Here is a 23824-nt window from a genome sequence, read left to right on the forward strand (position 1 = left end):
CCTCTTATTGCGCCGGATTAATCAGCGACAGCGCATAATCCAGGACGTTATCTCCCCGTTGCATCCCGTAGTCCATGGCATTAATGGGCTGGACCGGAATATTCAGGGAGGCGGCTTTTTCTGACAACGTTTTCAACATGTATTTCACCTGCGGGCCGAGAAGCACCACCTGGTACTGCGGAAACTGCATGTCAAATTCGGAAACGCCGTAGGCGTCAATCTGCACCGGCAGGTTACGTTCTTTCGCCACGTCGACCATCTTCCTGACCAGTAAACTTGTGGACATCCCGGCAGAGCAGCACAGCATAATCTTGAACATCGACACTCATCCTCAAAATGTAAAAAGTTATTGCGTGGATGATTTGATATCAGACGGAAACCGGTTTCCATCCATAAAAAACAGAACTGTGATGACAGTCAAGATCTTCTCCTTATAGCGCTAATTAATTGGATTTTGCTCACAGATTTCGGCCGGTTTGGCGCTGTTTTTCCATGAAACGGAAAATCGGTTTCCAAATGAAAATGGAAACGGATATACTGGCGATGGTTATAATTGAAGCGATTCAGGGCCGGGGATGTACAGGGATCGGACGGGCCCTGTCAGGGGATAATGATGTCTACAATCAATGATGTATCACGTTTAGCAGGGGTGTCCAAAGCCACTGTCTCCCGGGTATTGAGCGGTTCGCGCGGAGTCAAAGAGGCCAGCCGTCAGGCGGTACTGCAGGCGGCAGAAGAACTCAATTACCGGCCCAATATGATAGCCCAGTCGCTGCTTAGCCAGAGCACCGGCTGTATCGGCGTGATTTGTGCTCAGGATAATATTAATCAAACGACCAGCTATCTGTATGCCCTGGAAAAACAGCTGAGCCTGCATCAGAAGCATCTGCTGCTCCGCTTTGCCAACACGCGCGCCGGCGTGATGAGCGCCCTCGAAGAGCTCAGCTGCGGCCTGTGTGATGATGTGTTGATTATCGGCGCGCGATTTCCATTAAATATTGACCGGCCGGATGTGGCGCTGATTGACTGCCTGGAAAGCGAAGGGGTGAACAATATTCAGTTTGACCACGCATTTGCGGCGGAAACGGCCTGTAACTACCTGATTAGCCAGGGGCGCCGACAGATTGCGTTAATTCATCCTGAAGGGAGCGGCTTTGCCGACCAGGTTTTGCTCGGCTACAAACATGCGCTGGAAAAAAATTTCCTGCCGTTTAATCGCAACCTGGTATTCCTCGACAGCACCTCGCCGTCGGTGGCGGTGCAGGAGCTGGTGAACAATGCGACAACCTTGAATTTCAATGCGTTACTGGTTGCCGATGAGCAACAGGCTCAGCACATTGTGCCGCAGCTGCTGGCGTTCAACCGGGCGGTGCCGGAAAAAGTCATGGTATTCAGCCTGGCCGGATCGTTACAGCTGCCCGGCATTCCGACCATTCCGGCGATTGAGTATTCGATGGACGCCATGGCGGCGCGCATCGTCAGCTGGCTGACGGAAAAAACCCAGATGCTCGGCGGCAGCATGTTGCGCGGTGATTTAATTATTCCGAAGCGCTGAGCGCCCTTCCTGAATCCTGCCGCGTGCGCTTTTCAGGGGGGCCGCCGCGCTGGCACCGTTCGACGGCAAAGCGTTGGCGGCAAAGCTGAGGCGATTATGTTTCCGGGCAGCTGATTTTATCGATGGCTGCCTGATAACCCTTCTGGTTATTTCGCTCTTTCGCCAGCGTGGCTTCCCGGACATATTCCTGATTTGCCTGAGAGGCGAGGATTTTATTGGCAAAATCGGTATCGCTCAGGGCCGTTTTTGGTGCGCATTTCTCTTTCACCGCTTTCAACACCAGCTGCTTTTGTTGCTCGAACTGCAGGCTCTTCAGCGGTGATTCGGCCCAGGCCGCCGTCGCGCTGAGGGTGGTAACCAGGCACAATATCCAACACGCTTTCATGGTGCTTCTCCTCAAATAGTAGCTTCAGTCAACTATATGCGCAGGATGCGAAACACGCAAATTATCAGGAAGTTAAGTTGTTTAAAATCAGATCTATGCTACCCGAACCCGGCGTCGGGAATCCACGGCGATCAGCACCACGGAGGAAAGAATCAGCAGCGTACCGAGCCAGTCCGGTAGCGTAAAGGTGATGCCCAGTAGCATGAGCGACAGCAGCGCGCTGCTCAGCGGTTCGGCGCAGCTGAGAATCCCCGCTTTCGCGCCGCCAATTTTCTGTGCCCCGTTTAAATAGAGGCTGAAGGTCAGCGAAGTGCCGATCACCACCAGATAGAAGAAAGCCAGCAGCAGACGGCCATTGACGACAAAGTGGGTACCCTGGCCACCGTAGAACGGCAGCAGCATTGCCCCTCCCAGCAGCATACTCCAGCCGACGATCGGCAGGGTGCCGTATCGGGCGATGAGCGTTGACGGCCAGGTGGTGTAAAACGCGGCGGCAAATGCTGACGCCACTCCCCAGAGCAGCGCCGACGGCGAAATGGACAACGTGGTGGGATTGCCGTGGGTTACCAGCAGGAACGTGCCTGCCAGCGATGTCCCGATGGCGGCCAGCACCAGCGGCCCCGGTCGTGTTTTGCGGGCCAGCGCAAACCAGGCGACGATAATGGTCGGCGACAGGAACTGCAGCACCGTCGCGGTCGCGGCGTTCGATTTCTCGATGGTCATCAGGAAGGTGTACTGCACGGTCAGCGCGCCACACAGCGAGAAGAACAGCAGGCTGAAGGCATCTTTGCGGTTTTGCAGGACGCGGAAAATTTTGTCGCCGTGCACAAAGGAGAGCATCAGGAGAATCAGGCCAGCGAACAGCAGACGCGTCATGGTCAGAAACGGCGATGACATCTGGCTTTGCTGCATAATGTACTGTGCGCAAACGCCGGAACTGCCCCATAGCACCGCGGCTATCAATACGTTCAGCATCCCTTTTTTGCTGGAGCCCATCTTTTCCTCGAATGAAATAGCGCAAAGGACGCATCATAGCATGAGCCAGCGAGGAGCAACGGGCAGGAAATGGTAGTCGGGCAGCAAACTGCATGGGGCTTAGTGGCAGGAGAAGTTAAATCCCGTCAAAAAGAAAATCTATTGATGCTTTAACGACTTCACGTTGGTGATTGAGATGACAAACCTCTTCCCCCAGAACGCGTTGTGGGATGCTGGCGAGTTCGTGAGTCATCACGACGTATTCTTCCCCTTCTACGGTGACAACTGGTGTTAAACGATCGGCGCGCGGACCTTTGTAATTTCTCAGCGGGAATAGTGGGATCACGACCCGGGTATTGCGCATTCCAATAATGTCACTTTGTACATCAAGGAGATAAGGATACACAGTAATTCGACCGGTATTTTTATAAACGTAATACTGTATCGTTAAAACGTCCTGTATTCGTCAGAGAGAAGTCCATTTTCCTCTGTTAAATCATTGAGGTAGTCGATTGCCCTGGCATTTTCTTTTTGCCAGCGTGCCATTTCGATGCTGTGGATTTCGCTTTTTAGAGCGCTCGTCAACGTTTGAGAAAGATTGATGCCGATCTCACGAGCCTGTTTGACCAGTATAGGATCCAGCGTCACGCTGACATTCTGCTTATTGTGTTTTACGGCTGGCATGGGGAATCTCCAGGTGTTAGTAACACGTGTAGATTATACGGAAAAAAATAAACCCGCCATGTGGCGGGTTAAATAATGTACTCCCTGATATATCCGATCCGCGCGCTAGCTCAAATCGACGTTTTTGCTGCCGAACAGCCAGGTGCAGATGAAGCCGCACAGATAGGCCACCGCCAGACCTGCGGCGTAAACCGCCATGCCGGCGTAGATCCCGCTCGCGGAGGTCATCAGCGGTAGCGCCACGAGGCCAGAAGGGCCAAAGACCGTATTCAGCCCCACCGGCAGGCCCAGCCATGCGATCAGACCGAGGAAAAAGCCGCCGCAGGCACCGCCGATACAGGCGGTGATAAACGGCTTCATGCGTGGCAGGGTTACGCCATAAATCAGCGGTTCGCCGATACCGAGAAAGCCGGGAATGATCGCCCCTTTAATCTGGGTCCGCAGCATCGAGCCGTGCTTCGCCCGCCAGTACAGCGCCAGCGCGGCACCGACCTGCCCGGCCCCTGCCATCGCCAGAATCGGGAACAGCGAGTTAAATCCTTGCGCATCGACCAGCGCAAAATAGACTGGTACGAAGCCCTGATGGACGCCGAACATCACCGCCAGCAGGAACAGACCGGCGAGCACCGCGGAGCCAAACGGGTTGCCGTTGAGATGGAGGAACAGCCACGACATCCCGGTAAACAGCCAGCCGCCGATGGGCATAATCACCGTAAAGGTCACCGCGCCCATAATCAGCAGAGTGACTGCCGAGGTCAGGATCATATCGAGGTTGGCCGGCATCACGCGGCGTACCTGCTTTTCCACCCACGCGCCGAGAATCGAGGCAATCAGCACGCCGATAATGTTGCCGCGCGGGTCGATGCCGTGACCGAAGAAGGTGGTGATGCCGGAGAAGAACCCGCTGGTGGCTTCGGGGTTATAGCCGAGGACGAACAGCGACGCGATAATGGCGCCGTTGACTCCGGAACCGCCAAACGCTTTCTGCGCGTTATAGCCAATCAGGATGCTCAGGAAGGTGAACATCCCCTTGCTGAAGACTTTCATGTAGCCGATTAGCGCTACCAGCGAGGCGCTGGGATGGGTGTTCTCCAGCACGAACATCTGTTCTGCCAGCGTCGCGAAGCCGAGCAGCAGGCCGACGGCGATAAAACCGGGAATCAGCGGGGTAAAAATAGTGGCGAATTTGGCAAGAAACTTCTGCACGCCGCTGGTTTGCTTGCTTTTCAGCGCCTGTTTTTTCTCTGCCGCCACCGCCGCCAGAGACGGCGCATCGGCCGGCGCCTCTTCCAGCAGTAGGTTCATCATTTCCGCGGCGGTTTGCGCTTTACCGGGGCCGAGCACCACCTGAAACTGCTCATCGCTGACGATAACCCCCATCACCCCTTCAATCTGGCGGATGGCGGCGCTATCGGCGAGCTGCTCGTCACGTAGGGTTAAACGCAGGCGGGTCATACAGTTCCCCGCCTGGGCGACGTTTCCGGCCCCGCCAACATGCGTAAGGATCCGCGCTATCATCTCTTTATTTATTTTTGCCATTGCACGTTACCTGGTTGTCGGCGCTTAGGTGTTGCTCAGCGCTTTGCGGATAAAACCGTTATTTTGCGCCAGCAGGGATTTTGCTTCTCCAGCGCTCAGATTCGCCAGCACCATAACAATGGCGGTTTTACAGTGGCGACCGCAGGCGTCCAGCGCGGCCTGCGCGGTGGCGCGATCGCAGTCGGTTGCTTCCATAACGATCGACACCTGACGCTCAATCAGCTTCGCGTTGGTCGCTTCAACGTCAACCATCAGGTTGCTGTAAACCTTACCAACCCGGATCATGGCGCCGGTGGAGATCATGTTCAGCACCAGCTTCTGCGCGGTTCCCGCCTTCAGACGGGTAGACCCGGTGACCACTTCCGGACCCACGACCGGGGTGATGGCCACATCGGCCAGACGGGCCATTTCACCATGCGGGTTACAGCTGACGATGGCGACAAAGGCGTTCTGGCTGTGGGCATACTCCATGGCGCCAATGACGTACGGCGTACGTCCGCTGGCGGCCAGGCCAACCAGCACATCGCGGTTGCTGAAGTTAAGATTTTGCAGGTCCAGGGCGCCCTGCGCTTTGTTGTCTTCGACGTTTTCGACGGCGCTCAGAATCGCTTTGTGGCCACCGGCAATCACCCCGACCACCTGCTCCGGACGGGTACCGAAAGTCGGTGGACATTCGCTGGCATCGAGGATCCCCAGGCGACCGGAGGTCCCGGCGCCAATGTAAATCAGGCGTCCGCCGGCTTGTATCGCCGCGGCCACTTTATCTACGACCTGAGCGATTTGCGGTAAATAGGGGGCGATCGCGTGGGCCACCTGCTGGTCTTCCTGGTTAATGACCGTCAGCATCTCGACGGTGGACAGGGTGTCTATATTGGCGCTATTGGCATTGCGGCGCTCGGTCAGCAGCGCGCTCAGGTCGATACTCATACACAAACCTCTTCAATCACAGTTAAGCCAGATTCTAAGGAATTAATTATTCCAATCATGTGAAGGTTATCACGATTAACACTCAACGGATAATAAGAGATTTGTAGGCAGGTCGGGAAGCGATGCAGTAATAGAATTGGAATATTTTATTACTGCATTCGTTCTTAATGGGTCGGGTGGTTTTTTTGCAGGCCGAAGAACAGGGCGATCAGATAGCTGATGATCATCGCGAGGCTCATTTTCAACATCGTTTCACCACCGAGCCCGGCCAGCGGCGCGGCGATGCCGCCGCAGACAAACATCAGGGTCCCCATCAGTGCCGAGGCGGTACCCGACTGCGCACGGCTGACCTCGCTCATCGCTTTTGATCCGGCAACGGTGCTGATCCCGCTCATGAACGACACGGTGAAGAACAGGCCGATTAGCGCCGGCAGCGGCAGGTGTTGCCAGGCGAGAAGCAGGGTGATGACTGCGCAGAGCACCGCCAGACTCAGTCCCCCGCGCAGCAGCGTATCGGCGCTATAGCGGCGCGAGAGGCGGGAGAAGATCTGCGCGGCGATAATCAGTCCAATGCCGTTTACGCCGAACAGCAGACTGAACTGCAGGGCCGTCATGCCGTACTCGCTCTGAATCACGAACGACGACGAGCCGATGTATGAGAACAGCCCGGCCATCATAAAGGCCTGAATCAGGCAGTAGCGCATAAAGGGACGGTTTTTCAGCACCGGGCCGTCGCTTTGCTGCTGTGTCGCGGCCGGACTTTTACCCGGCAGCGTTTCGCGCAGTACCGTCAGGCTCAGGAGCAGCAGTACGCCGCCGATAGCGGCCATCGTCCAGAACAAAATTCGCCAGTCGAACGCGGTAATGATGTAGCCGCCAATCACCGGCGACACCACCGGGGCGATGCCGTTGACGGTCATCAACAGAGCGAAAAACTGGGTCAGCTGAGTGCCCTGATATTTATCGCGAGCAATCGATCGGGAGAGCACTGAACCGCCAGCCCCGGCAAAGCCCTGCAGAAAACGCCAGCCGATCAGCATATGAATATCGTAGGTCGCGGCGCACATCGCCGACGAAAAAATAAACAGCAGCAGCGAGAGCGCCAGCGGTTTTTTGCGCCCGATGCGGTCGCTCAGTGGACCAAAAAACAGCTGACCGAGACCAAGGCCAATCAGCGCTGCGGTCAGCGAGAGCTGGGTTTGCGTGCCGCTGGCGTTCAGCTGCTGGGTTATATCCGGCAGCGCGGGCAGATAGAAATCGGTGCACAGCGGGCCGATGGCGGTTAACAGACCGAGAATTAACGCCCAGGAGAGGGAGATGCGCGGCATAAAAACTCCTTTAGCATACCGGGCGTTGCCGCCCGGTTGATATTGATTTAGCTGGCGCCGCCTCCCAGCGACTGCCAGAGCGTGATGCGGTTTTCCAAATCGGTTTGTTGCAGAGAAATTAACGTGGCCTGCGCCGACCACAGCGTGCGCTGGGCGGTCAGGACCGACAGATAATCGCCAACGCCGGTCTGATATCGCTTCAGCGCAATGTCCAGCGACGTCTGCTCGGCGGCGACATATTGCCGCTGGGCATCCAGCTGTTCGCTCAGCGTTTCCCGGCGCGCCAGCGCATCGGCCACGTCTTTGAAGGCGCTCTGAATGCTTTTCTCATAGGTGGCGATCAGTCCTTTTTTCTCCGCTTCCGCATAGCGTAGCTGGGCCAGATTGCTGCCGCCGGTAAACAGCGGCAGACTGATCGATGGGGCGAACGACCACACCTGCATTCCGTGGCTGAACAGGGAAGAGAGCGCATCGCTGCCCACGCCAGCGCTGGCGGTCAGAGAGATAGTCGGGAAGAAGTTGGCCCGTGCCGCGCCGATATCCGCATTGGCGCTCTTCAGATTATGCTCTGCCTCCTGAATATCCGGGCGGCGGAGCAGCACCGACGAGGATACGCCGGCCGGTACCAGGCGAATGCTGTGGTCGCCGAGACTTTCCAGGGTGCCGGGCAGCAGACTGTCGGGGACGGTTTCACCGGCCAGTAAATTGAGCGCATTTTTGTCCTGCGCCACCTGGGTGCGATAGCTGGCGACGCTGGCACGCGCCTGCTGGTAAACGCTTTCGGCATCGCTGAGGTCGCCCGCGGAAGCGGTGCCTACCGCCATCTGGCGGGCGACAATTTTGCGCGAGTTCTCAGCGCTGGCCAGGGTCTGCTGGGCCAGCGCCAGATTGCTGTTATCCGCTGCGAGCGTGACCCACGCGGTGGTCAGATCGGCAATCATCGTCAGGCGCGTATTCTGCGCGGTGTATTCGCTGGCAAGCCAGGTCTCCCGTGCCGCCCGCGATAAACTCTGATTCTTACCAAACAGATCCAGCTCGAAGCTGGAAACCGCACCGTCGGCCTCTGCGGATGAGGTGAGGCCGCTGGCGACGGTTTTACTGCGGGTATGGCTAAGTTCAGCATCAACGGTGGGGAACAGCGATGCGCGAGTTTCGCCATACTGCGCCCGAGCGGCCTCAATGTCGGCAATCGCTTTCTGCAGATCGCGGTTGCTGGTCAGCGCCATGCTGACCACTTTTTTCAGCCGCGCATCGTTGACAACCTGCTGCCAGCTGCCGACCACCGCAGTGGCTTCGCCGTGAGCGCCAGGGAGCGTCGCGGGAACCGGCGCCGCCGGGCGGCTATAGTCCGGATCGAGGGAAACACAGCCTGCGGTCAGGAGCGCAACAAAAACCAGGGTCAAACGAAACATAACTTACTCCTGAGTAGGGCGTTGGCGGGTGAACAGACGCTTCACCAGCACAAAGAACAGGGGAACGAAGAACACCGCCAGCAGCGTGGCGGTCAGGGTGCCGCCGATAATACCGGTCCCGATCGCCACACGGCTGTTGGCGCCGGCGCCGGTCGCTACCGCCAGCGGCAGGACCCCGGCGACAAACGCCAGCGAGGTCATCACGATGGGGCGCAGACGGGTTTGCGCAGCGCGCAGTGCGGCACGTGACAGCGAGTAGCCCTCATCCACCGCCGCTTCGGCAAATTCAACGATCAGGATGGCGTTCTTCGACGACAGGCCGATGGTGGTCAACAGTGCGACCTGGAAGTAGACATCGTTACTCAGATCGCGCATCCACGCCGCCAGCGCGGCGCCGAGCAGGCCCAGCGGGATCACCATGATCACCGAGAAGGGGACCGACCAGCTTTCATACAGCGCGGCGAGACACAGGAACACCACCAGAATCGAGATGGCATACAGGCTCATGGCCTGCCCGCTGGCCAGCTTTTCCTGAAGCGACATGCCGCTCCACGCCCAGGTGGTGCCTGCCGGCAGGCTGTTGGCCAGCGCTTCCATTTTTTCCATAGCCACGCCGGAGCTGAAGCCGGAGGCATTTTCACCCTGGATTTCGAAGGCGGCGGAGCCGTTGTAGCGCACCAGGCTTTCCGGGCCATATTGCCAATGGGTGGTGGCAAAGGCGGAGAACGGCGTCATGCTGTCATTGCTGCTGCGTACGAACCATTTACCGAGATCGGACGGCACGGCGCGGGCGTCGCTTTCTCCCTGAATGTAAACCTTCTTCACGCGTCCGCGATCGATAAAGTCGTTCACGTAGGTGCCGCCCCAGGCGCTGGAGAGCGTGTCGGTGACATCGCTCAGCGACAGTCCCAGGGAAACGGCTTTGTCATTGTCGATATCGACCTGCAGCTGCGGCATTTGCGGCAGGTCGTTGGCGCGGACCGACTGGAGTTCCGGACTTTGACTGGCGGCAGCCAGCAGCTGGCTGCGCATTTTCATCAGGCTATCGCGATCGGTACCGCCGCTGGCCATCAGCTCAAAGGTAAAGCCGTTGCTCTGCCCCAGGCCGTCCACCGACGGTGGGGTCATGGCAAACAGCGAGGCGTCGCGAATGCTGCTCAGATCCTGGGTGGCGCGCAGGGCAATCGCCTGGGCGGTGTTCTCGGCGCCTTTACGTTCGGACCAGTTTTTCAGCGACACGAAGGCCATCCCGGCGTTTTGTCCGCTGCCGCTGAAGTTAAAGCCATCGACGGTGAAAATAACGTTGGTATTGGCTTTTTCTTTGCTGAGGAACCAGTCGGTCACCTGGCGACGTACTTCGGCGGTACGCACGGCGGTGGCGCCCGCCGGGAGGGTGTACTGGACCATGATTTCGCCCTGATCCTCTACCGGCAGGAAGCTCCCCGGCAGCTTCCACATCGCCAGCGCCATGGCGCCGCAAATCAGCACAAAGGCGCCCATCATCATGGCAGAACGGCGTAGCCCGCCGAGCACGCGATGCTGGTAGCCCTGTTCGGTACGGCCCCACAGGCGGTTAAACGCCCCGAAGAATCCTGTGGTATGCGGTTTAGAGTGGGAGAGCAGCGCGCCGCACAGCGCCGGCGTTAAGGTGAGAGCCACCACCACCGACAGCATCATCGCCGAGATAATCGTCACCGAGAACTGGCGATAAATCACGCCGGTCGAGCCGCCAAAGAAGGCCATCGGTAAGAAGACTGCCGACAGCACCAGCGCAATCGCGATCAGCGCCCCGGAGATTTCTCCCATCGATTTTTCGGTGGCTTCGCGGGCGGGCAGGCCCTCGTCGCGCATAATACGCTCGACGTTTTCCACCACCACGATGGCATCATCCACCAGCAGGCCGATGGCCAGTACCATCGCAAACAGGGTCAGGGTGTTGATGGAGTAGCCGAACAGGGCCAGCACGCCAAAGGTCCCCAGCAGTACCACCGGCACCGCCACCGCCGGAATCAGCGTGGCGCGGAAGTTTTGCAGGAACAGGTACATCACGCAAACCACCAGAATGATGGCTTCAAACAGCGTTTGAATAACATCTTCAACCGAGATTTTAATGAACTCGGTGCTGTCTTTCGGATAGGCGATATCGTAGCCCTGCGGCATCTGACGCTGATATTCAGCAATTTTACTTTTCACGCGCGTGGCGGTATCCAGCGCGTTGGCGCCCGGGGCCATCATCACCGCGATACCGGCGGCCGGGTGGCCGTTGAGGTTTGACGTGGCGGTGTAATCTTCGCTGCCCATCTCAACACGAGCGACGTCGCCCAGCCGCACCACCGAGCCGTCTGACTTGCTCTTGACGATAATATTTTTGAACTGATCGACCGTTTGCAGCCGCGACTGGGCGCGGACGGTGGCGGTTAGCTGCTGCGCGCTGGATGATGGTAGCGCGCCGATTTTACCCGCGGAAATTTGCACGTTCTGCGCTTCAATCGCCGTTTGTACATCGGAAGGCATCAGCGCGTAGGAGGCCAGTTTCGTTGGATCCATCCAGATACGCATCGCGTATTCTGCGCCGAAAACGCGCAGGCTGCCGACGCCCTCAACGCGCGCCAGCGGGTCCTGCATGTTACTGACCAGCCAGTCGGAGATATCGGAGCTGGTGGCTTTGTTATTTTTATCGTACACCGCGAGGATCAGCAGGAAGTTACTTTGCGATTTCACTACCGTGACGCCGGACTGTTGCACCTCGCTCGGCAGACGCGATTCCGCCTGCTGGACCTTGTTCTGCACCTGCACCTGGGCGGTATCCGGGTCGGTCCCCTGCTCGAAGGTGACGGTAATATCTACCGAGCCGTCAGAGCTGCTGGTGGAGGTGAAATAGAGCAGGTTATCCAGCCCAGTCAGCTGTTGTTCAATGACCTGAGTGACGCTGTTTTCCAGGGTTTCCGCAGAGGCCCCGGTATAGGTGGCCGAGATTTTTACCGCCGGAGGGGCGACGTCAGGATATTGCGCCACCGGCAGCGTCCGGATGGCGAGCACCCCGGCGAGCATGATCAGAATGGCGATAACCCAGGCGAAAACCGGGCGGCGCACAAAGAAGCGGGAAAACATCAGGCGTTGCCTCCGTCATTGTTGACTTCGACGGCTTTGACCTGCTGACCCGCAGCGACTTTGCTGGTGCCTTCAACGATCAGCTTATCGCCGCTTTTCAGGCCGTTCACTACCAGCCATTTGTCGCCGTATGCGTCACCGGTTTCGACTTCCCGTTGTTCTACTTTGCTGTTGCCATCGACGACGAGCGCGGTGGCATTGCCTTTGGCATCGCGGGTGATGCCCTGCTGCGGCGCCAGGATCGCGTCGTCCATCACCCCTTCATCGACGTGGGCGCGCACGAACATTCCCGGTAACAAGACATGCTGCGGGTTCGGGAAGACTGCGCGTAGCGTGACCGAGCCGGTGGATTCGTCCACCGCCACTTCGGTCAACGCCAGATGCCCTTTTTCGCTGTAGGTGCTGCCATCTTCCAGGGTCAGGGACACGCTAAGCGTATTGTCGTTGGTCGCCAGCGCTTGTTTGCGCAGGCGCAGCAGATCGACGCTGGAGCGAGTGAGATCGACATACATGGTGTCCAGCCCGCGGATCGTCGCCAGGGCGGTATCCTGGTCGGCGGAAACCAGTGCGCCGGGGGTGACGGAAGAGATCCCGATACGTCCGGCAATTGGCGCGGTAACGGTGGTCCAGTTCAGGTTAATACGCGCGCTCTCCAGCGCCGCCTTTTTCGACTCCACGCTGGCTTTGTCCTGATTACAGGTCGACAGCGCATCGTCGGCATCCTGACGAGATACGCCGTTGTCTTTGACCAGCGCCGCGTAGCGCTGAGCTTTCTGACAGTCGGATACCACCAGAGATTGCGCCTGCTTCAGGGCGGCGGCGGCTTCGTTATAGGCCGCGCGATAGCTGGACGGGTCGATTTGATACAGCGCCTGGCCGGCTTTCACCATATCGCCCTCGGTGAACAGGCGTTTTTGAATGATGCCGCCCACCTGCGGGCGCACTTCGGCGCTGAGTGAAGCCGTGGTACGACCGGTCAGTTCGCTGATCACCGACACGGGCTGGCTTTTCAGCGTGACAACGCCCACTTCCGGCGTCACCTGTGGCGGGGCTGATGTTTGGGCATTATCGCATCCGCTCAGGATGAATAAGGCCGCTGCGATGGGGAGCATGGTATATTTCATTATATTTTTCTCAGGATGAACGACGTCCTCCCTGCTAATTAAATAGCAGGGTTCAGGCCAGCTGATGACGCATTTCCGATAAACGGAAACGACAAAAAGGGAATTTAAAATTCCCTGTTTATTAATTGCAGTTAATTATTTATCCATTAGCAACATAGCGGTTATTTCCCGATAAAGTTTCTCGAGGACTTCTGGTGCCACCGTCTGTGGAACAAGACGCCGGTAAATCGTCCCTTCCATCATCACCGCGGTGATCTCAACGCAGCAGCGGATGCGTTCGTCGCTCAGATGCGGATGCGCTTTGCGTATATGCGCACAGGCGTTGGCAAACATGCGCTTGTCGGCTTCCACCATCATGGCGGCGATTTGCGGGTTGCGGGTCGCTTCGGCGGCCATTTCCAGCATCAGCGCGTCATCATCTTCATCCAGGGTCTGTCGCCAGGCGAGCAGCCGCGGAATTTGGTCGGTCTGCGTTTTTCCGTCCATCTCGGCAATACGATAATCGATGATGCGGCGGATCATTTCCGCGATGATGGCGTCTTTATTGGCGAAGTAGCGGTAGATTTGCCCGACGCTCAGCTTCGCTTCGCTGGCGACCTGGGCCATGCTGGCTCCGTGAAAACCATGACGACGAAAGCAGTGACGTGCGGCAGCGATGATTTCATCCTGCCGGATCTTTTGCCGGGCGGCCAGTGCGTTGCTCATGGTTTTCTCCGTGGTGTCATAAAGTGAGAATGATCATTCTCATTTTTCCTTCATTATACGTTTCCAGCGGATGATGGAAAGGTTTTTTTAATTAAAAATAAGCACGGAAAATTTAGACAGGAAATAATGGAGAAAATAAGTATTTTTTGTGAAAGTAAGCGCAGAGATATCTTCATAATATTGAATTAAGGAGAATACAGATGGCATTGATTATAACTAAAAGTATTAACCCCGCGGATCAGGAAGAGTTGCTGGCAGGATTACGTGAATACAACCTGCGCTATCTGGATGCGACGCAGTTTGCTGACCTGGGCGTGTACCTCCGTGATGACGCCGGGGTCATGCTGGGCGGTTTGATTGCCAACAGAAAGGCCAACTGGCTCTGTATTAAGTATTTGTGGGTCAGCGAAGCTTCGCGCGGCAGCGGGCTGGGCGGAGAACTGATGCGCGCGGCGGAAAAGCAGGCGCGCGACGAGGGCTGTCGCCATGTTCTGGTCGATACCTTCAGCTTCCAGGCCCTGCCGTTTTATCAAAAGCAGGGCTATCAGCTGCAGATGTCGCTCCCTGATTTTCCGCACGTCGGGATGGCGCGCCACTACCTGTCAAAAGCGCTGTAGCCCCGGCGGGCAGCCGACAGCGCGTGGCTTAACCAGCAATTCCCCGGCGGATCAGCGTCAGCGCGTGGCTGACAATGGTCTGTCGGGTGACGGAGGTTAAGCGTGTGTCGCTACGCAGGCGGGAGAATGGCACCAGAACCAGGCTAATCAGGGTGGTGAACAGCAGCTCCGGCGACAGGGCCGGGTTGAGTTTGCCCTCTTCCTGCCAGCGCTTCACCGTTGTCAGCATCCGGTGATATTTATCTTCGCCAAAGCGCGCGTGCATATGCTGGCGCAGTATCGGCATTTCGCCAATCACCTCCTGCATCCACAGCGGCGCAAACCAGGTGTGCTTCTCCGCCAGCGTCCCCAGCGCCTCGATCAGCAAGGTGAAAGCGGTCACCGGATCTTGCGGATGGTCGATAAAAATCTGGCCTATCTCACTGCGCAAAGGCATGAAGCGCTCTTCCAGCAACTGGTCCACTAACGCTTCCCGCGAGCTGAAATAGTAGTGCAGCATCGCCGGCGTCACGCCTGCTTCTTTCGCAATCGCATTGAGCGAAGTATGGGCGATCCCCTGGCGGGCAAACAGCATCAGCGCAATATCCATAAGCTGCTCGCGACTGGCCGTGCCGGGCTTTTTACCCCGCGGGCGGCCCGGACGACGAGGGACATCATTGTCTTTTTGTGCGGCCATTTCTTCATCCTCTCTTGACGGGATTCATCATTTCCCTAAATATTAATTATACATTTAATTAATTTCAAGCGAGTGATGTGATGACATCTCAAGTCGCGACCCAACCGGCACCGTCGATCCGTCTGCTGTTTAGCGCGCTGATGCTGGTTATGCTGTTGTCGGCCCTGGATCAGACCATTGTGTCGACGGCGCTACCCACGATTGTTGGTGAGCTCGGCGGGCTGGATAAGCTCTCCTGGGTGGTCACCGCCTATATTCTCAGCTCGACGATTGTCGTACCGCTGTACGGTAAATTTGGCGATCTCTTCGGTCGCAAGATTGTGCTCCAGGTGGCAATCGTGCTGTTCCTGGTCGGTTCCGCGCTGTGCGGCGTCGCGCAGAATATGACTCAGCTGGTGCTGATGCGCGGGTTACAAGGGCTGGGCGGCGGCGGTCTGATGGTGATTAGTATGGCGGCGGTGGCCGATGTGATCCCCCCGGCCAACCGCGGCCGCTATCAGGGGCTGTTCGGCGGGGTATTCGGCCTGGCGACGGTGATCGGGCCGCTCATCGGCGGCTTCCTGGTGCAGCACGCCTCATGGCGCTGGATTTTCTATATCAACCTGCCGCTGGGGCTGTTTGCGCTGCTGGTGATCGGCGCGGTTTTCCACAGCAGCAATAAACGTAGCCAGCACCAGGTCGACTGGCTGGGCGCGATTTACCTGAGTATGGCGCTGCTGTGTATCATTCTCTTCACCTCTGAAGGCGGCAGCGTGCGTGCGTGGAACGACCCGCAGCTCTGGTGCATACTCGCCTTCGGCGTGGTGGGGGTTATCGGATTTATTTATGAAGAACGGATCGCCGCGGAGCCGATTATCCCGCTCTCCCTCTTTCGCAATCGCAGCTTTCTGCTGTGCAGCCTGATTGGCTTTGTCATCGGGATGTCGTTGTTTGGTTCGGTCACCTTCCTGCCGCTCTATCTGCAGGTGGTGAAGGCGGCGACGCCGACCGAAGCCGGGATGCAGCTCATTCCGTTGATGGGCGGGCTGTTGCTGACGTCGATCGTTAGCGGGCGCATTATCAGCCGCACCGGCCGGTATCGCATGTTCCCGATTCTTGGCACGCTGTCAGGGATGGTAGGGATGGTGCTGCTGACGCGCATTACCATTTACTCGCCGATGTGGCAGCTGTATCTGTTTACCTCCGTGCTGGGAATGGGTCTGGGACTGGTGATGCAGGTGCTGGTGCTGGCGGTACAGAACGCCATGCCGGCGCAGATGTACGGCGTGGCGACCTCCGGCGTGACGCTGTTCCGTTCGATCGGCGGTTCCATCGGAGTCGCGCTGTTCGGCGCGGTGTTCACCCATGTTCTGCAAAACAACCTGCAGCGTCTGCTGCCGGCAGGGACGGAGCTGCCGCGGGCGCTGAATCCGGCCGCGGTGCATAACCTGCCGTCGGAGATCCGCCTTGATTATCTCGATGCCTTTGGCTCGGCGATTCATGCCGCCTTCCTGATGGCGGCCTGCATCATGGCGGTGGCCTTTCTGCTCTCATGGCTGCTGAAAGAGGCGCCGCTGAAAAAGGTGGCGAACTAGCCGGTTGCCGCGATGCGCGTCAGCGCCTGGCGCAGCATCGGCGTGGCGAAATCGAGAAATTTCCGCAACTTAAGAGGTGCCAGCCCGCGGGCGGTATACAGCAGGTGTACCGGCGCAGGCTCCGGTTCCATCGCCTCCAGTATCAGCGTCAGTTCACCGCACGCCAGACCAGCGATGGCCTGGTAGTGCAGCAGGCGCGCTACGCCGGCCCCCAGTCGCGCGGCATCGGCGGCGCTTTCCGGAGTGGTCACGCAGAGCACCGGCTGAAGCACCACGTGCCGGTCTTCCGCCATGGCCGCCTTAAACCGCCAGCCGCGATAGGGCATCGGTGATTCAATACGAATGGCCGGCAGCGTGCTCAGCTCACGCGGGTGCTGCGGGTGTCCGTGTTTTTCCAGCAGCGTCGGGTGGGCGCAGGTGACGATACGCATCTCGCCCAGGCGGGTGGCAACCATTCCGCTATCCGGCAGCGGACCAATGCGCACCGCGAGATCGATATGCTCGTCGAGCAGATCGGCATTACGATCGCTGAGCAGTAAACGGACGCGAATTTGCGGGTAACGTGCGAGAAACGCGGTGACAACTGGCAAAACATGCTGTCGGCCAAACATCGTCGGTGCCGCGATCGTCAGCTCGCCCTTCGGCTGCTGATATTCCCCCGCCGCCTGGCGTTCGGCCAGGTCAACCTCTTCGAGAATCCGCCGTGCGGCGGCGACATAATCGATGCCGGCGTCGGTCAGCGTCAGCTTGCGGGTGGTGCGGAGCAGCAGGCGCACGCCGAGCGTGCTCTCCAGCTCGGCAATATGGCGGCTGACGGTGGTCAACGGCATATTCAGCGCCCGTGCTGCCGCCGACATGCTGCCCAGTTCAGTGACTTTTACCAGCAGCGCCATGGCGCTCAAGCGATCCATAATTATCCCGTTTTCCGGAAAGATGATTGTCAGTATCGCAGTATTATCATTTATGGCGGCAGAGTCCATGATGAGCGCAGTAACCGCGCGTTCGGAGGATCTATGCCGGGGGACTTTCTCGATATTGCCATCACGCCTGATGTGATGGACGTTCAACATGAAATGGGGAGCGATGGTCTGTGGCAGTCGCCGTATCGCCAGCGCAGGGGAGAACGTTTCGGCGCCAGTGAAGAGGAGATGATCGCCACCCGCGACAGTGTTTATCTGGCAACGCTATCGCAAACCGGCTGGCCCTATATTCAGCATCGCGGCGGGCCGCCGGGTTTTCTCCATCTGCTGGATGACGCCACGCTGGCGATGGCGGATTTTGGCGGTAACCGGCAGTACATCACCACCGGCAACCTACGCGGCAGCGACCGTGCCTGCCTGTTTTTGATGGATTACCCGCGCCGCGCCAGGCTGAAAATCTATGCCACCGTCGAGGTGCTGGCGAAGGACGAGGATCCGGGGCTGCTGGCTCGGGTCACGCCGGACAATTACCGCGCCAGGGTGGAACGCCTGTTTCGCTTTCATCTGCAGGCGTTTGACTGGAACTGTCCGCAGCACATTACGCCGCGCTACAGCGCCCGGCAGGTGGCGGAGTATAGCCAGACGCTGCAGCAGCGTATCCAGGCGCTGGAGCAGGAAAACCTACAGCTACAACAACAGTTAACGCTAAAAGGAGAGTGACCATGACCGAAGTTCGCCCGCCGCTACCGCCGTTTACACGGGAAAGCGCGCTGCAAAAAGTTCGCGCCGCCGAAGATGGCTGGAACAGCCGCGACCCACAAAAAGTGGCGCTGGCCTATACGGCCGACAGCCAGTGGCGCAATCGCAGTGAGTTTGTCCATGGACGCGCGGAAATCATCGGCTTCCTGACGCGAAAATGGCAAAAGGAGCAGCAGTACCGGCTGATTAAGGAGCTGTGGGCATGGAACGATAACCGTATTGCGGTGCGTTTCGCCTATGAATGGTGTGACGACAGCGGCAGCTGGTTCCGCTCATATGGCAATGAAAACTGGGAGTTTGATGAGCATGGCCTGATGCATACCCGCTACGCCTGCATTAACGATCTGCCAATTGAAGCGCAGGATCGCCTGTTCCATTGGCCCCAGGGGCGCCGCTCCGATGACCATCCGGGACTGAGCGAGCTGGGGCTATAAACAGGCGATGTTACGGGTTAATCGGCTTTCGGGAAGTCGACGACCGTATCATTCACCCGGTTCACCATATTGGTGAACAGAATGGCGCTCACCGCGCTGATAATCTCAATCACCTGCTGGTCGCCGAAGCCGGTGTTACGCAGTGCGCTGACGTCGGCTTCCGGGAGCGTGCCGCGAGTGCGCACCAGGGTCTGGACAAACTTGACCAGCGCGTCGAGACGGGCATCTTCAGCAAACTCGCCGCGGCGTAGGGCATGGATTTGCTCGCCGCTGTAACCCGCTTTTTTGGCCATTAACGTATGCGCCGCCAGGCAGTAATCACAGCCGGTGGCTTCGCTCACGGCGAGGTTAATCGCTTCCAGCTCTTTGGCATTCAGGCTGCTTTTACTCAACATCGCGTTATGCGCCAGCGCTTGCTGCAATGCTGCCGGTGAATGACCGCCGATGGTCAAATAGGCATTGGGCACTTTACCCATCGCTTTTTTGATCGCCCCGAAAATTTCTGCGGCTTTACCGGTGACGTCTTGTTCACGAATATCAGCTAAACGGCTCATGGTGTGCTCCTGTGTCTGTGAGGATGTGATGTGGCAATGGCGACATCTTAGGGATATGCGGCGTGCTAGACTGAGGCTCTTCGTCTCATTTTTTAGTCTTATCGTCTCAGGAGTGGCATGGACAGTCTCAGTCATCTGTTGGCGCTGCTGGCGCCGCGCTGCGAAGTGAATCTGCACTGCCGGTTTGGCGGTCGCTGGCAGGCCGGGCATGAGCAGATGCGCAGCGGCGTGGTACCCTGGCATTTTGTGTTGCGTGGCGAGGGGCGACTGATGGTCGGCAAACAGACCCGGCAGATGCGGGCGGGCGATGTCATCTTGCTCCCGCACGGCTCGCCGCACCTGATGGAAAGCCTGGTGGAGTGGGGGCAGATCCTGCCTGTCGCCCACCGCTTTAACGGGACCCTGACCGAGGTCCGAACCGGTACCGACCAGGATGCGCTGGAGATGCTGTGCGGCGAATTTTACTTCGGCCCGCACGTCAGCTGGTTGTTTGCAGAACCGGCGGACTTGATTCATCTGCACACCGACGAGCGGGCGGAGTGCCCGGAACTGGAGCTGCTGCTTAACGTGCTGGTACGGGAGAGCCTGATGGCGCGCCCCGGCGGCGGGGCTATCGTGCGTAGCCTCGGCGACACGCTGCTGGTTTTGCTGCTGCGCACGCTACTGGGTAGCGAAGCGCCGCCGGCAGGGCTACTGCGACTGATGAGCGATGAACGGCTGATGCCCGCTGTTTTCGCGGTGCTGGAAACGCCAGAGCAGCCCTGGACGCTGGAGAGTATGGCCGCCCGCGCTTTTTTGTCGCGCGCCACCTTCGCCCGGCATTTTGCCCGCGCGTATCACCTTACGCCGCAGGCCTGGCTTTCACAGCTGCGGATGGCAATGGCTGCGCGTCTGCTGCGCGTGGAGCGGCAGACCAACCTTGATGTGATTGCCGGGCGCTGTGGGTTCCAGTCGCAGGCCTCGTTCTCGAAGGCGTTTAAAAAACTGTATGGCGTGACGCCCGGCGAGTGGCGGCGTCGGTAAGCGGCTTGTCGCCGATGATCGTCGTGGCGGCCGGTGCCGCCAGAGGCGTAAACAAAAAATAGTCGTCCGGTTTTCGATTGTGACGCCCGGCACGCGCGGGCCAGAATCCGCCGTATCACCAGCGGACCGGAGGACTGATGGATTTCGCACAACAACAGCAACAGGCGACGCCTGTGCTGCTGGCGCATGAAGCCAACCACCGGTAGATGATTTTATTTCCGGTTGCTGTTTTTGCAGTTTAAAACCTGACCATAAAGTCGTTATAGTTTTGGACGAAAAATAATAACGACTTCTATGGACTGACAGGGTAAAAATGATGAAATTGCGTTTACGGACAGCCGCCGCCGTGGTGCTGGCGGGTCTGCTGCTGGCAGGCTGCGACCAGCAAGGTAGCGATGCGAAACACATTAAAGTCGGCGTCATCAACGGCGCGGAACAGGATGTCGCGGAAGTGGCTAAAAAGGTCGCCAAAGAGAAATATGGCCTGGATGTCGAGCTGGTGGGCTTCAGCGGTTCGCTTCTGCCTAACGAAGCGACGAACGCCGGCGATCTGGATGCTAACGTCTTCCAGCACCGGCCGTTCCTGGAGCAGGATAACAAAGCGCACGGCTACCATCTGGTGGCGGTCGGCAACACCTTCGTGTTCCCGATGGCGGGCTATTCACGCAAAATAAAATCGGTGGCCGATCTGCAAGACGGGGCGACTATCGCCATTCCGAACGATCCCACCAACCTGGGCCGCGCGTTGCTGCTGTTGCAAAAAGAGCAGCTGATTACCCTGAAGGCGGGGACTGGCCTGCTGCCTACGGCGGTCGATATCACCGCCAACCCGCGTCACCTGAACATTATGGAGCTGGAAGGGGCGCAGCTGCCGCGCGTGCTGGACGACCCGAAAGTGGATGTGGCGATTATCAGCACCACCTATCTTCAGCAAACCGGTCTCTCGCCGGTGCATGACGGGATTTTTATTGAAGATAAAAACTCGCCGTACGTGAATATCATCGTGGCCCGCGAAGAGAATAAAGACGCGGAAAACGTGAAGGAATTTATGCAGTCCTATCAGTCGCCGGAAGTCGCCAGGGCGGCAGAGACTATCTTTAACGGTGGTGCGGTTCCCGGCTGGTAATCGTCAACACAAGGAGAGGTGAATATGGTCCGGCAGCGTCAGGCGGATTTACTGCTGGTAGCCGCTACGGTTATCGCCGCATGTGGGTGGATATTTTCTCGCGAAGCCATCGCGGGGATGCCGGTTTTCGCCTTCCTTGGGCTGCGTTTCTTTTTTGCGGCGCTGCTGCTGCTGCCGTTTTGTCGCGGCTTCCACGTGGAGAGGCGACACTGGCGGCAGATGACGATCGGCGGGCTGTGGTTTGCGCTGAACCTGTGTCTGTGGATCTACTCGGTCTCGACCACCGCCTCGCTGGGCGAGGGGGCGTTCATCATGAGCCTGTCGATGCTGTTTGTGCCGCTCACCGCATGGGTGATGATGAAAACACGCCCGGCCCGGGCATACTGGGAGTGCCTGCCGGTCGCGATCGTCGGCCTCGGGCTGCTGAGTCTGCATATGCCGATTGCCTTCCACCCCAGCCAGGGCTGGTTTCTGCTGACCGCGCTGGTGCAGTCGATCTGGTTTTGCTACACCAGCCGCTGCGCCCGCGATGTGCCCCTGATCCCGCTGACCACCGTGCAGCTGGCGATTACCGGACTCGTCGGGCTGGGGATCTCCGCCGCCGTCGAAACCTGGGACCAGCCGTTTACGCTACCCACTTTCGGCTGGCTGCTGGCCAGTATTGTTATCGCCACCAGTCTGCGCTTCGGCCTGCAAATGAAGGGGCAGAAGTACGCGGCGGTGGCAAGCGCGGCGATTATCATGGTGCTGGAGCCGCTGTTGACGGTTATTGCCGCCGCGCTGTGGTACGGCGAACAGCTGCCGTTGCAAAAGATTATTGGCGGTATGTTAATCCTGGTGGCCCAGCTGTGGTTTCGCTGGCGGATGCTCAGGCCGTTACGCTAAACCGTGATGCTGCTGCGCCATCAGATGCAGCAGCGGCACCAGCGACAGCCCGTCAGGCATCTCGCCGCGGGCGATCAGCTGGCTAATTTCGGCGAAGGTAAACCAGCCTGTTTCCATCACCTCATCCTGATCCTCATCCATTCCGACATACGTCAGATCGCGGGCAAGCCAGGTGATAAACAGCTGGTCGCTGCTGCCATAGGAGGGGTTGTAGCGGATAATTTCTTCGGCCTGTTTCGCCTGATAGCCGGTCTCTTCCCGTAGCTCGCGCAGGGCCGCCGCGCGCGGCTCTTCCCCTTCATCAATACCGCCGGACGGAATAGCCCATACCACCTTATCGATCAGATACCGATAGTGGCGGATCAGCAGTACTTTGTCCTGCTGCATGGCGACAATCCCTACCGCCGGGCGCGGATAATGGACAGAGTAAAAATCGCGGCGCTCGGCGTCGGTGACGTCGATGGCCACCTTACGCATGCTGAACCACGGAGTGTGCGCAATCACTTCGGCGTCGTGCATATCGGCGACGGTCAGTCTCTTTTTCATCGTAGCCACTTCCTCAGAAAACGAGCGTTCAGGACATCATAGCCAGAGGCGGATGGCAACCGCAGAAAGTTGGCCCAATCTCATCGATCATTGCCCAAATGCCCATATTGCGCCAGGCTGGTGGGACGTACGATGTTCGCCAGATAACCGCGAAGAGGAGTGAACATCATGAAAATGACCCATATCCGTAACTCAACTCAGATTATTGAATATGCAGGAAAAAAGTTCCTGATTGACCCGATGCTGGCGGAGCGTGGCGCCTGGCCGGGATTCCCGGGCACCGCCCGCGCAGAGCTGCGTAACCCGTTGGTCGGGCTGCCTTTTTCCCTTGAAACTATTATTGATGTCGATGCGGCGATCGTCACCCATACGCATGATGATCATTGGGATGAGGCGGCGATCGCCGCGATCCCGAAGACGCTGCCGGTTTTTGTCCAGCATGACGGTGATGCCGGACTGCTGCGTGGACAGGGATTTCAGGATGTCCGCCTGCTGTCGGAAGAGAGTGAGTTTGCCGGCATCCGCTTACAGAAAACTACTTCCGGGCAGCATGGCAGCGACCGCACCTATGCCGTGCCGGCTATGGCGGAGCGCCTGGGCGAAGCCTGCGGCGTGGTGTTTCGCCATCCGCAGGAGAAGACGCTGTGGCTGGTGGGCGATACCATCTGGCGCCCTGAAATTGAGGCCGATATGCTACGGCTGCGTCCCGATGTGGTGGTGCTGAATGCCGGCTACGCGCACGTGATTGGATTCGGGCCGATTATCATGGGCAAAGAAGATGTGCTGAAAGCCCATTTTACCCTGCCAGAGGCGAAAATTGTCGCTATCCATCTTGAAGCGGTCAATCACTGCCTGCTGAGCCGCGAGGAGCTGCGCGAATACGTGGCGGACAATCAGATTGCCGATTCTGTCAGCATCCCGCAGGATGGGGAAAGTATGATCTTTTAAGCCCGCCGCGGGGAACG

The 23824-nt window shown here is 58.2% G+C and carries 25 protein-coding genes; 9 read left to right on the plus strand and 16 right to left on the minus strand.

The window, feature by feature from the left end:
• Positions 1-4: 4 nt before the first annotated feature.
• On the minus strand, positions 5-319 hold the full coding sequence (locus AC236I_RS00295; protein ID WP_004869063.1) for a PTS sugar transporter subunit IIB: 315 nt from the start codon (positions 317-319) through the stop codon (positions 5-7).
• A gap of 294 nt (positions 320-613) precedes the next feature.
• Here AC236I_RS00295 and AC236I_RS00300 point away from each other — a divergent pair, with 294 nt between their 5' ends.
• Positions 614-1555 carry a LacI family DNA-binding transcriptional regulator gene (locus AC236I_RS00300; RefSeq protein ID WP_015585487.1) on the plus strand — a complete coding sequence of 314 codons (942 nt, stop codon included), beginning with the start codon at positions 614-616 and terminating at the stop codon, positions 1553-1555.
• 94 nt (positions 1556-1649) lie between these two features.
• On the opposite strand, the gene AC236I_RS00305 is transcribed toward AC236I_RS00300, so the two are convergent.
• From AC236I_RS00305 to AC236I_RS00355, 11 genes are all read right to left on the minus strand, one after another.
• A complete protein-coding gene (locus tag AC236I_RS00305) occupies positions 1650-1940 on the minus strand; it encodes a YicS family protein (RefSeq protein ID WP_032718427.1) in 291 nt (96 codons plus the stop codon).
• A gap of 93 nt (positions 1941-2033) precedes the next feature.
• On the minus strand, positions 2034-2936 hold the full coding sequence (locus AC236I_RS00310; RefSeq protein ID WP_015585496.1) for an EamA family transporter: 903 nt from the start codon (positions 2934-2936) through the stop codon (positions 2034-2036).
• 115 nt (positions 2937-3051) lie between these two features.
• The gene (locus tag AC236I_RS00315; RefSeq protein WP_048025274.1) at positions 3052-3360 is read right to left on the minus strand and encodes a CcdB family protein; all 309 of its coding nucleotides are present in this window, start codon (positions 3358-3360) and stop codon (positions 3052-3054) included.
• 2 nt (positions 3361-3362) lie between these two features.
• Positions 3363-3599, minus strand: coding sequence for a type II toxin-antitoxin system CcdA family antitoxin (locus AC236I_RS00320; protein ID WP_004869059.1), 237 nt, complete (start codon positions 3597-3599; stop codon positions 3363-3365).
• Positions 3600-3704: 105 nt separating this feature from the next.
• Complete coding sequence (gene murP, locus AC236I_RS00325) at positions 3705-5138, minus strand: PTS N-acetylmuramic acid transporter subunit IIBC (protein ID WP_069476354.1); 1434 nt, start codon at positions 5136-5138, stop codon at positions 3705-3707.
• A 24-nt stretch (positions 5139-5162) separates the two neighbouring features.
• On the minus strand, positions 5163-6065 hold the full coding sequence (gene murQ, locus AC236I_RS00330) for an N-acetylmuramic acid 6-phosphate etherase (protein WP_088402359.1): 903 nt from the start codon (positions 6063-6065) through the stop codon (positions 5163-5165).
• Between the two features lie 164 nt (positions 6066-6229).
• Positions 6230-7393, minus strand: coding sequence for a multidrug effflux MFS transporter (locus tag AC236I_RS00335; RefSeq protein ID WP_487608663.1), 1164 nt, complete (start codon positions 7391-7393; stop codon positions 6230-6232).
• 47 nt (positions 7394-7440) lie between these two features.
• Positions 7441-8805 carry an efflux transporter outer membrane subunit gene (locus AC236I_RS00340; protein ID WP_004869053.1) on the minus strand — a complete coding sequence of 455 codons (1365 nt, stop codon included), beginning with the start codon at positions 8803-8805 and terminating at the stop codon, positions 7441-7443.
• 3 nt (positions 8806-8808) lie between these two features.
• A complete protein-coding gene (locus AC236I_RS00345; RefSeq protein ID WP_032718422.1) occupies positions 8809-11916 on the minus strand; it encodes an efflux RND transporter permease subunit in 3108 nt (1035 codons plus the stop codon).
• On the minus strand, positions 11916-13040 hold the full coding sequence (locus tag AC236I_RS00350) for an efflux RND transporter periplasmic adaptor subunit (protein WP_004869049.1): 1125 nt from the start codon (positions 13038-13040) through the stop codon (positions 11916-11918). Before AC236I_RS00350 ends, AC236I_RS00345 begins: the two co-directional genes overlap by 1 nt.
• A gap of 135 nt (positions 13041-13175) precedes the next feature.
• Positions 13176-13745, minus strand: a complete 570-nt coding sequence (locus AC236I_RS00355; RefSeq protein WP_004869046.1) for a TetR/AcrR family transcriptional regulator — start codon at positions 13743-13745, stop codon at positions 13176-13178.
• Positions 13746-13945: 200 nt separating this feature from the next.
• Here AC236I_RS00355 and AC236I_RS00360 point away from each other — a divergent pair, with 200 nt between their 5' ends.
• Positions 13946-14362: a GNAT family N-acetyltransferase gene (locus tag AC236I_RS00360; protein ID WP_075808132.1), complete on the plus strand. Its 417-nt coding sequence runs from the start codon at positions 13946-13948 to the stop codon at positions 14360-14362.
• A 28-nt stretch (positions 14363-14390) separates the two neighbouring features.
• On the opposite strand, the gene AC236I_RS00365 is transcribed toward AC236I_RS00360, so the two are convergent.
• A complete protein-coding gene (locus AC236I_RS00365) occupies positions 14391-15038 on the minus strand; it encodes a TetR/AcrR family transcriptional regulator (RefSeq protein ID WP_004869043.1) in 648 nt (215 codons plus the stop codon).
• Between the two features lie 80 nt (positions 15039-15118).
• On the opposite strand from AC236I_RS00365, the gene AC236I_RS00370 reads away from it, so the two are divergent.
• On the plus strand, positions 15119-16612 hold the full coding sequence (locus AC236I_RS00370; protein WP_004869040.1) for an MDR family MFS transporter: 1494 nt from the start codon (positions 15119-15121) through the stop codon (positions 16610-16612).
• Here the strand turns inward: AC236I_RS00370 and AC236I_RS00375 are convergent.
• Positions 16609-17523 (minus strand): LysR family transcriptional regulator, encoded by a 915-nt coding sequence (locus AC236I_RS00375; RefSeq protein WP_180850358.1) that lies wholly within the window; start codon positions 17521-17523, stop codon positions 16609-16611. The two genes, AC236I_RS00370 and AC236I_RS00375, sit on opposite strands and share 4 nt — an antisense overlap.
• Positions 17524-17625: 102 nt before the next feature.
• Here AC236I_RS00375 and AC236I_RS00380 point away from each other — a divergent pair, with 102 nt between their 5' ends.
• Together AC236I_RS00380 and AC236I_RS00385 are read left to right on the plus strand one after the other, a co-directional pair.
• Positions 17626-18252, plus strand: coding sequence for a pyridoxamine 5'-phosphate oxidase family protein (locus AC236I_RS00380; protein ID WP_015585500.1), 627 nt, complete (start codon positions 17626-17628; stop codon positions 18250-18252).
• A gap of 2 nt (positions 18253-18254) precedes the next feature.
• Positions 18255-18725 (plus strand): nuclear transport factor 2 family protein, encoded by a 471-nt coding sequence (locus tag AC236I_RS00385; protein WP_487608664.1) that lies wholly within the window; start codon positions 18255-18257, stop codon positions 18723-18725.
• A 17-nt stretch (positions 18726-18742) separates the two neighbouring features.
• Here the strand turns inward: AC236I_RS00385 and AC236I_RS00390 are convergent, their stop codons facing one another.
• A complete protein-coding gene (locus AC236I_RS00390) occupies positions 18743-19279 on the minus strand; it encodes a carboxymuconolactone decarboxylase family protein (RefSeq protein ID WP_004869032.1) in 537 nt (178 codons plus the stop codon).
• Between the two features lie 117 nt (positions 19280-19396).
• On the opposite strand from AC236I_RS00390, the gene AC236I_RS00395 reads away from it, so the two are divergent.
• From AC236I_RS00395 to AC236I_RS00405, 3 genes are all read left to right on the plus strand, one after another.
• The gene (locus tag AC236I_RS00395) at positions 19397-20302 is read left to right on the plus strand and encodes an AraC family transcriptional regulator (protein ID WP_004869029.1); all 906 of its coding nucleotides are present in this window, start codon (positions 19397-19399) and stop codon (positions 20300-20302) included.
• A 316-nt stretch (positions 20303-20618) separates the two neighbouring features.
• Positions 20619-21428 (plus strand): lipoprotein NlpA, encoded by an 810-nt coding sequence (nlpA, locus tag AC236I_RS00400; protein WP_015585503.1) that lies wholly within the window; start codon positions 20619-20621, stop codon positions 21426-21428.
• A gap of 24 nt (positions 21429-21452) precedes the next feature.
• The gene (locus AC236I_RS00405; RefSeq protein WP_004869025.1) at positions 21453-22313 is read left to right on the plus strand and encodes a DMT family transporter; all 861 of its coding nucleotides are present in this window, start codon (positions 21453-21455) and stop codon (positions 22311-22313) included.
• On the opposite strand, the gene AC236I_RS00410 is transcribed toward AC236I_RS00405, so the two are convergent.
• Positions 22305-22859 (minus strand): NUDIX domain-containing protein, encoded by a 555-nt coding sequence (locus tag AC236I_RS00410; protein WP_004869023.1) that lies wholly within the window; start codon positions 22857-22859, stop codon positions 22305-22307. The two genes, AC236I_RS00405 and AC236I_RS00410, sit on opposite strands and share 9 nt — an antisense overlap.
• Positions 22860-23027: 168 nt before the next feature.
• Here AC236I_RS00410 and AC236I_RS00415 point away from each other — a divergent pair, with 168 nt between their 5' ends.
• Entirely contained in the window at positions 23028-23807 is a 780-nt protein-coding gene (locus AC236I_RS00415) for an MBL fold metallo-hydrolase (RefSeq protein WP_487608665.1), read from the plus strand.
• The last annotated feature ends 17 nt before the right edge of the window (positions 23808-23824 follow it).

The organism is Klebsiella sp. Sb-30, assembly GCF_057652795.1.

Coding starts and splice junctions, on each gene's coding strand:
- AC236I_RS00305 (WP_032718427.1), bottom strand. CDS start 1,940: ATGAAAGCGTGTTGGATATTGTGCCTGGTTACCACCCTCAGCGCGACG.
- AC236I_RS00320 (WP_004869059.1), bottom strand. CDS start 3,599: ATGCCAGCCGTAAAACACAATAAGCAGAATGTCAGCGTGACGCTGGAT.
- AC236I_RS00310 (WP_015585496.1), bottom strand. CDS start 2,936: ATGGGCTCCAGCAAAAAAGGGATGCTGAACGTATTGATAGCCGCGGTG.
- AC236I_RS00405 (WP_004869025.1), top strand. CDS start 21,453: ATGGTCCGGCAGCGTCAGGCGGATTTACTGCTGGTAGCCGCTACGGTT.
- AC236I_RS00410 (WP_004869023.1), bottom strand. CDS start 22,859: ATGAAAAAGAGACTGACCGTCGCCGATATGCACGACGCCGAAGTGATT.
- AC236I_RS00300 (WP_015585487.1), top strand. CDS start 614: ATGTCTACAATCAATGATGTATCACGTTTAGCAGGGGTGTCCAAAGCC.
- AC236I_RS00340 (WP_004869053.1), bottom strand. CDS start 8,805: ATGTTTCGTTTGACCCTGGTTTTTGTTGCGCTCCTGACCGCAGGCTGT.
- AC236I_RS00390 (WP_004869032.1), bottom strand. CDS start 19,279: ATGAGCCGTTTAGCTGATATTCGTGAACAAGACGTCACCGGTAAAGCC.
- AC236I_RS00395 (WP_004869029.1), top strand. CDS start 19,397: ATGGACAGTCTCAGTCATCTGTTGGCGCTGCTGGCGCCGCGCTGCGAA.
- AC236I_RS00295 (WP_004869063.1), bottom strand. CDS start 319: ATGTTCAAGATTATGCTGTGCTGCTCTGCCGGGATGTCCACAAGTTTA.
- AC236I_RS00360 (WP_075808132.1), top strand. CDS start 13,946: ATGGCATTGATTATAACTAAAAGTATTAACCCCGCGGATCAGGAAGAG.
- nlpA (WP_015585503.1), top strand. CDS start 20,619: ATGAAATTGCGTTTACGGACAGCCGCCGCCGTGGTGCTGGCGGGTCTG.
- murP (WP_069476354.1), bottom strand. CDS start 5,138: ATGGCAAAAATAAATAAAGAGATGATAGCGCGGATCCTTACGCATGTT.
- AC236I_RS00385 (WP_487608664.1), top strand. CDS start 18,255: ATGACCGAAGTTCGCCCGCCGCTACCGCCGTTTACACGGGAAAGCGCG.
- AC236I_RS00415 (WP_487608665.1), top strand. CDS start 23,028: ATGAAAATGACCCATATCCGTAACTCAACTCAGATTATTGAATATGCA.
- AC236I_RS00350 (WP_004869049.1), bottom strand. CDS start 13,040: ATGAAATATACCATGCTCCCCATCGCAGCGGCCTTATTCATCCTGAGC.
- AC236I_RS00365 (WP_004869043.1), bottom strand. CDS start 15,038: ATGGCCGCACAAAAAGACAATGATGTCCCTCGTCGTCCGGGCCGCCCG.
- murQ (WP_088402359.1), bottom strand. CDS start 6,065: ATGAGTATCGACCTGAGCGCGCTGCTGACCGAGCGCCGCAATGCCAAT.
- AC236I_RS00355 (WP_004869046.1), bottom strand. CDS start 13,745: ATGAGCAACGCACTGGCCGCCCGGCAAAAGATCCGGCAGGATGAAATC.
- AC236I_RS00370 (WP_004869040.1), top strand. CDS start 15,119: ATGACATCTCAAGTCGCGACCCAACCGGCACCGTCGATCCGTCTGCTG.
- AC236I_RS00335 (WP_487608663.1), bottom strand. CDS start 7,393: ATGCCGCGCATCTCCCTCTCCTGGGCGTTAATTCTCGGTCTGTTAACC.
- AC236I_RS00380 (WP_015585500.1), top strand. CDS start 17,626: ATGCCGGGGGACTTTCTCGATATTGCCATCACGCCTGATGTGATGGAC.
- AC236I_RS00345 (WP_032718422.1), bottom strand. CDS start 11,916: ATGTTTTCCCGCTTCTTTGTGCGCCGCCCGGTTTTCGCCTGGGTTATC.
- AC236I_RS00375 (WP_180850358.1), bottom strand. CDS start 17,523: ATGGATCGCTTGAGCGCCATGGCGCTGCTGGTAAAAGTCACTGAACTG.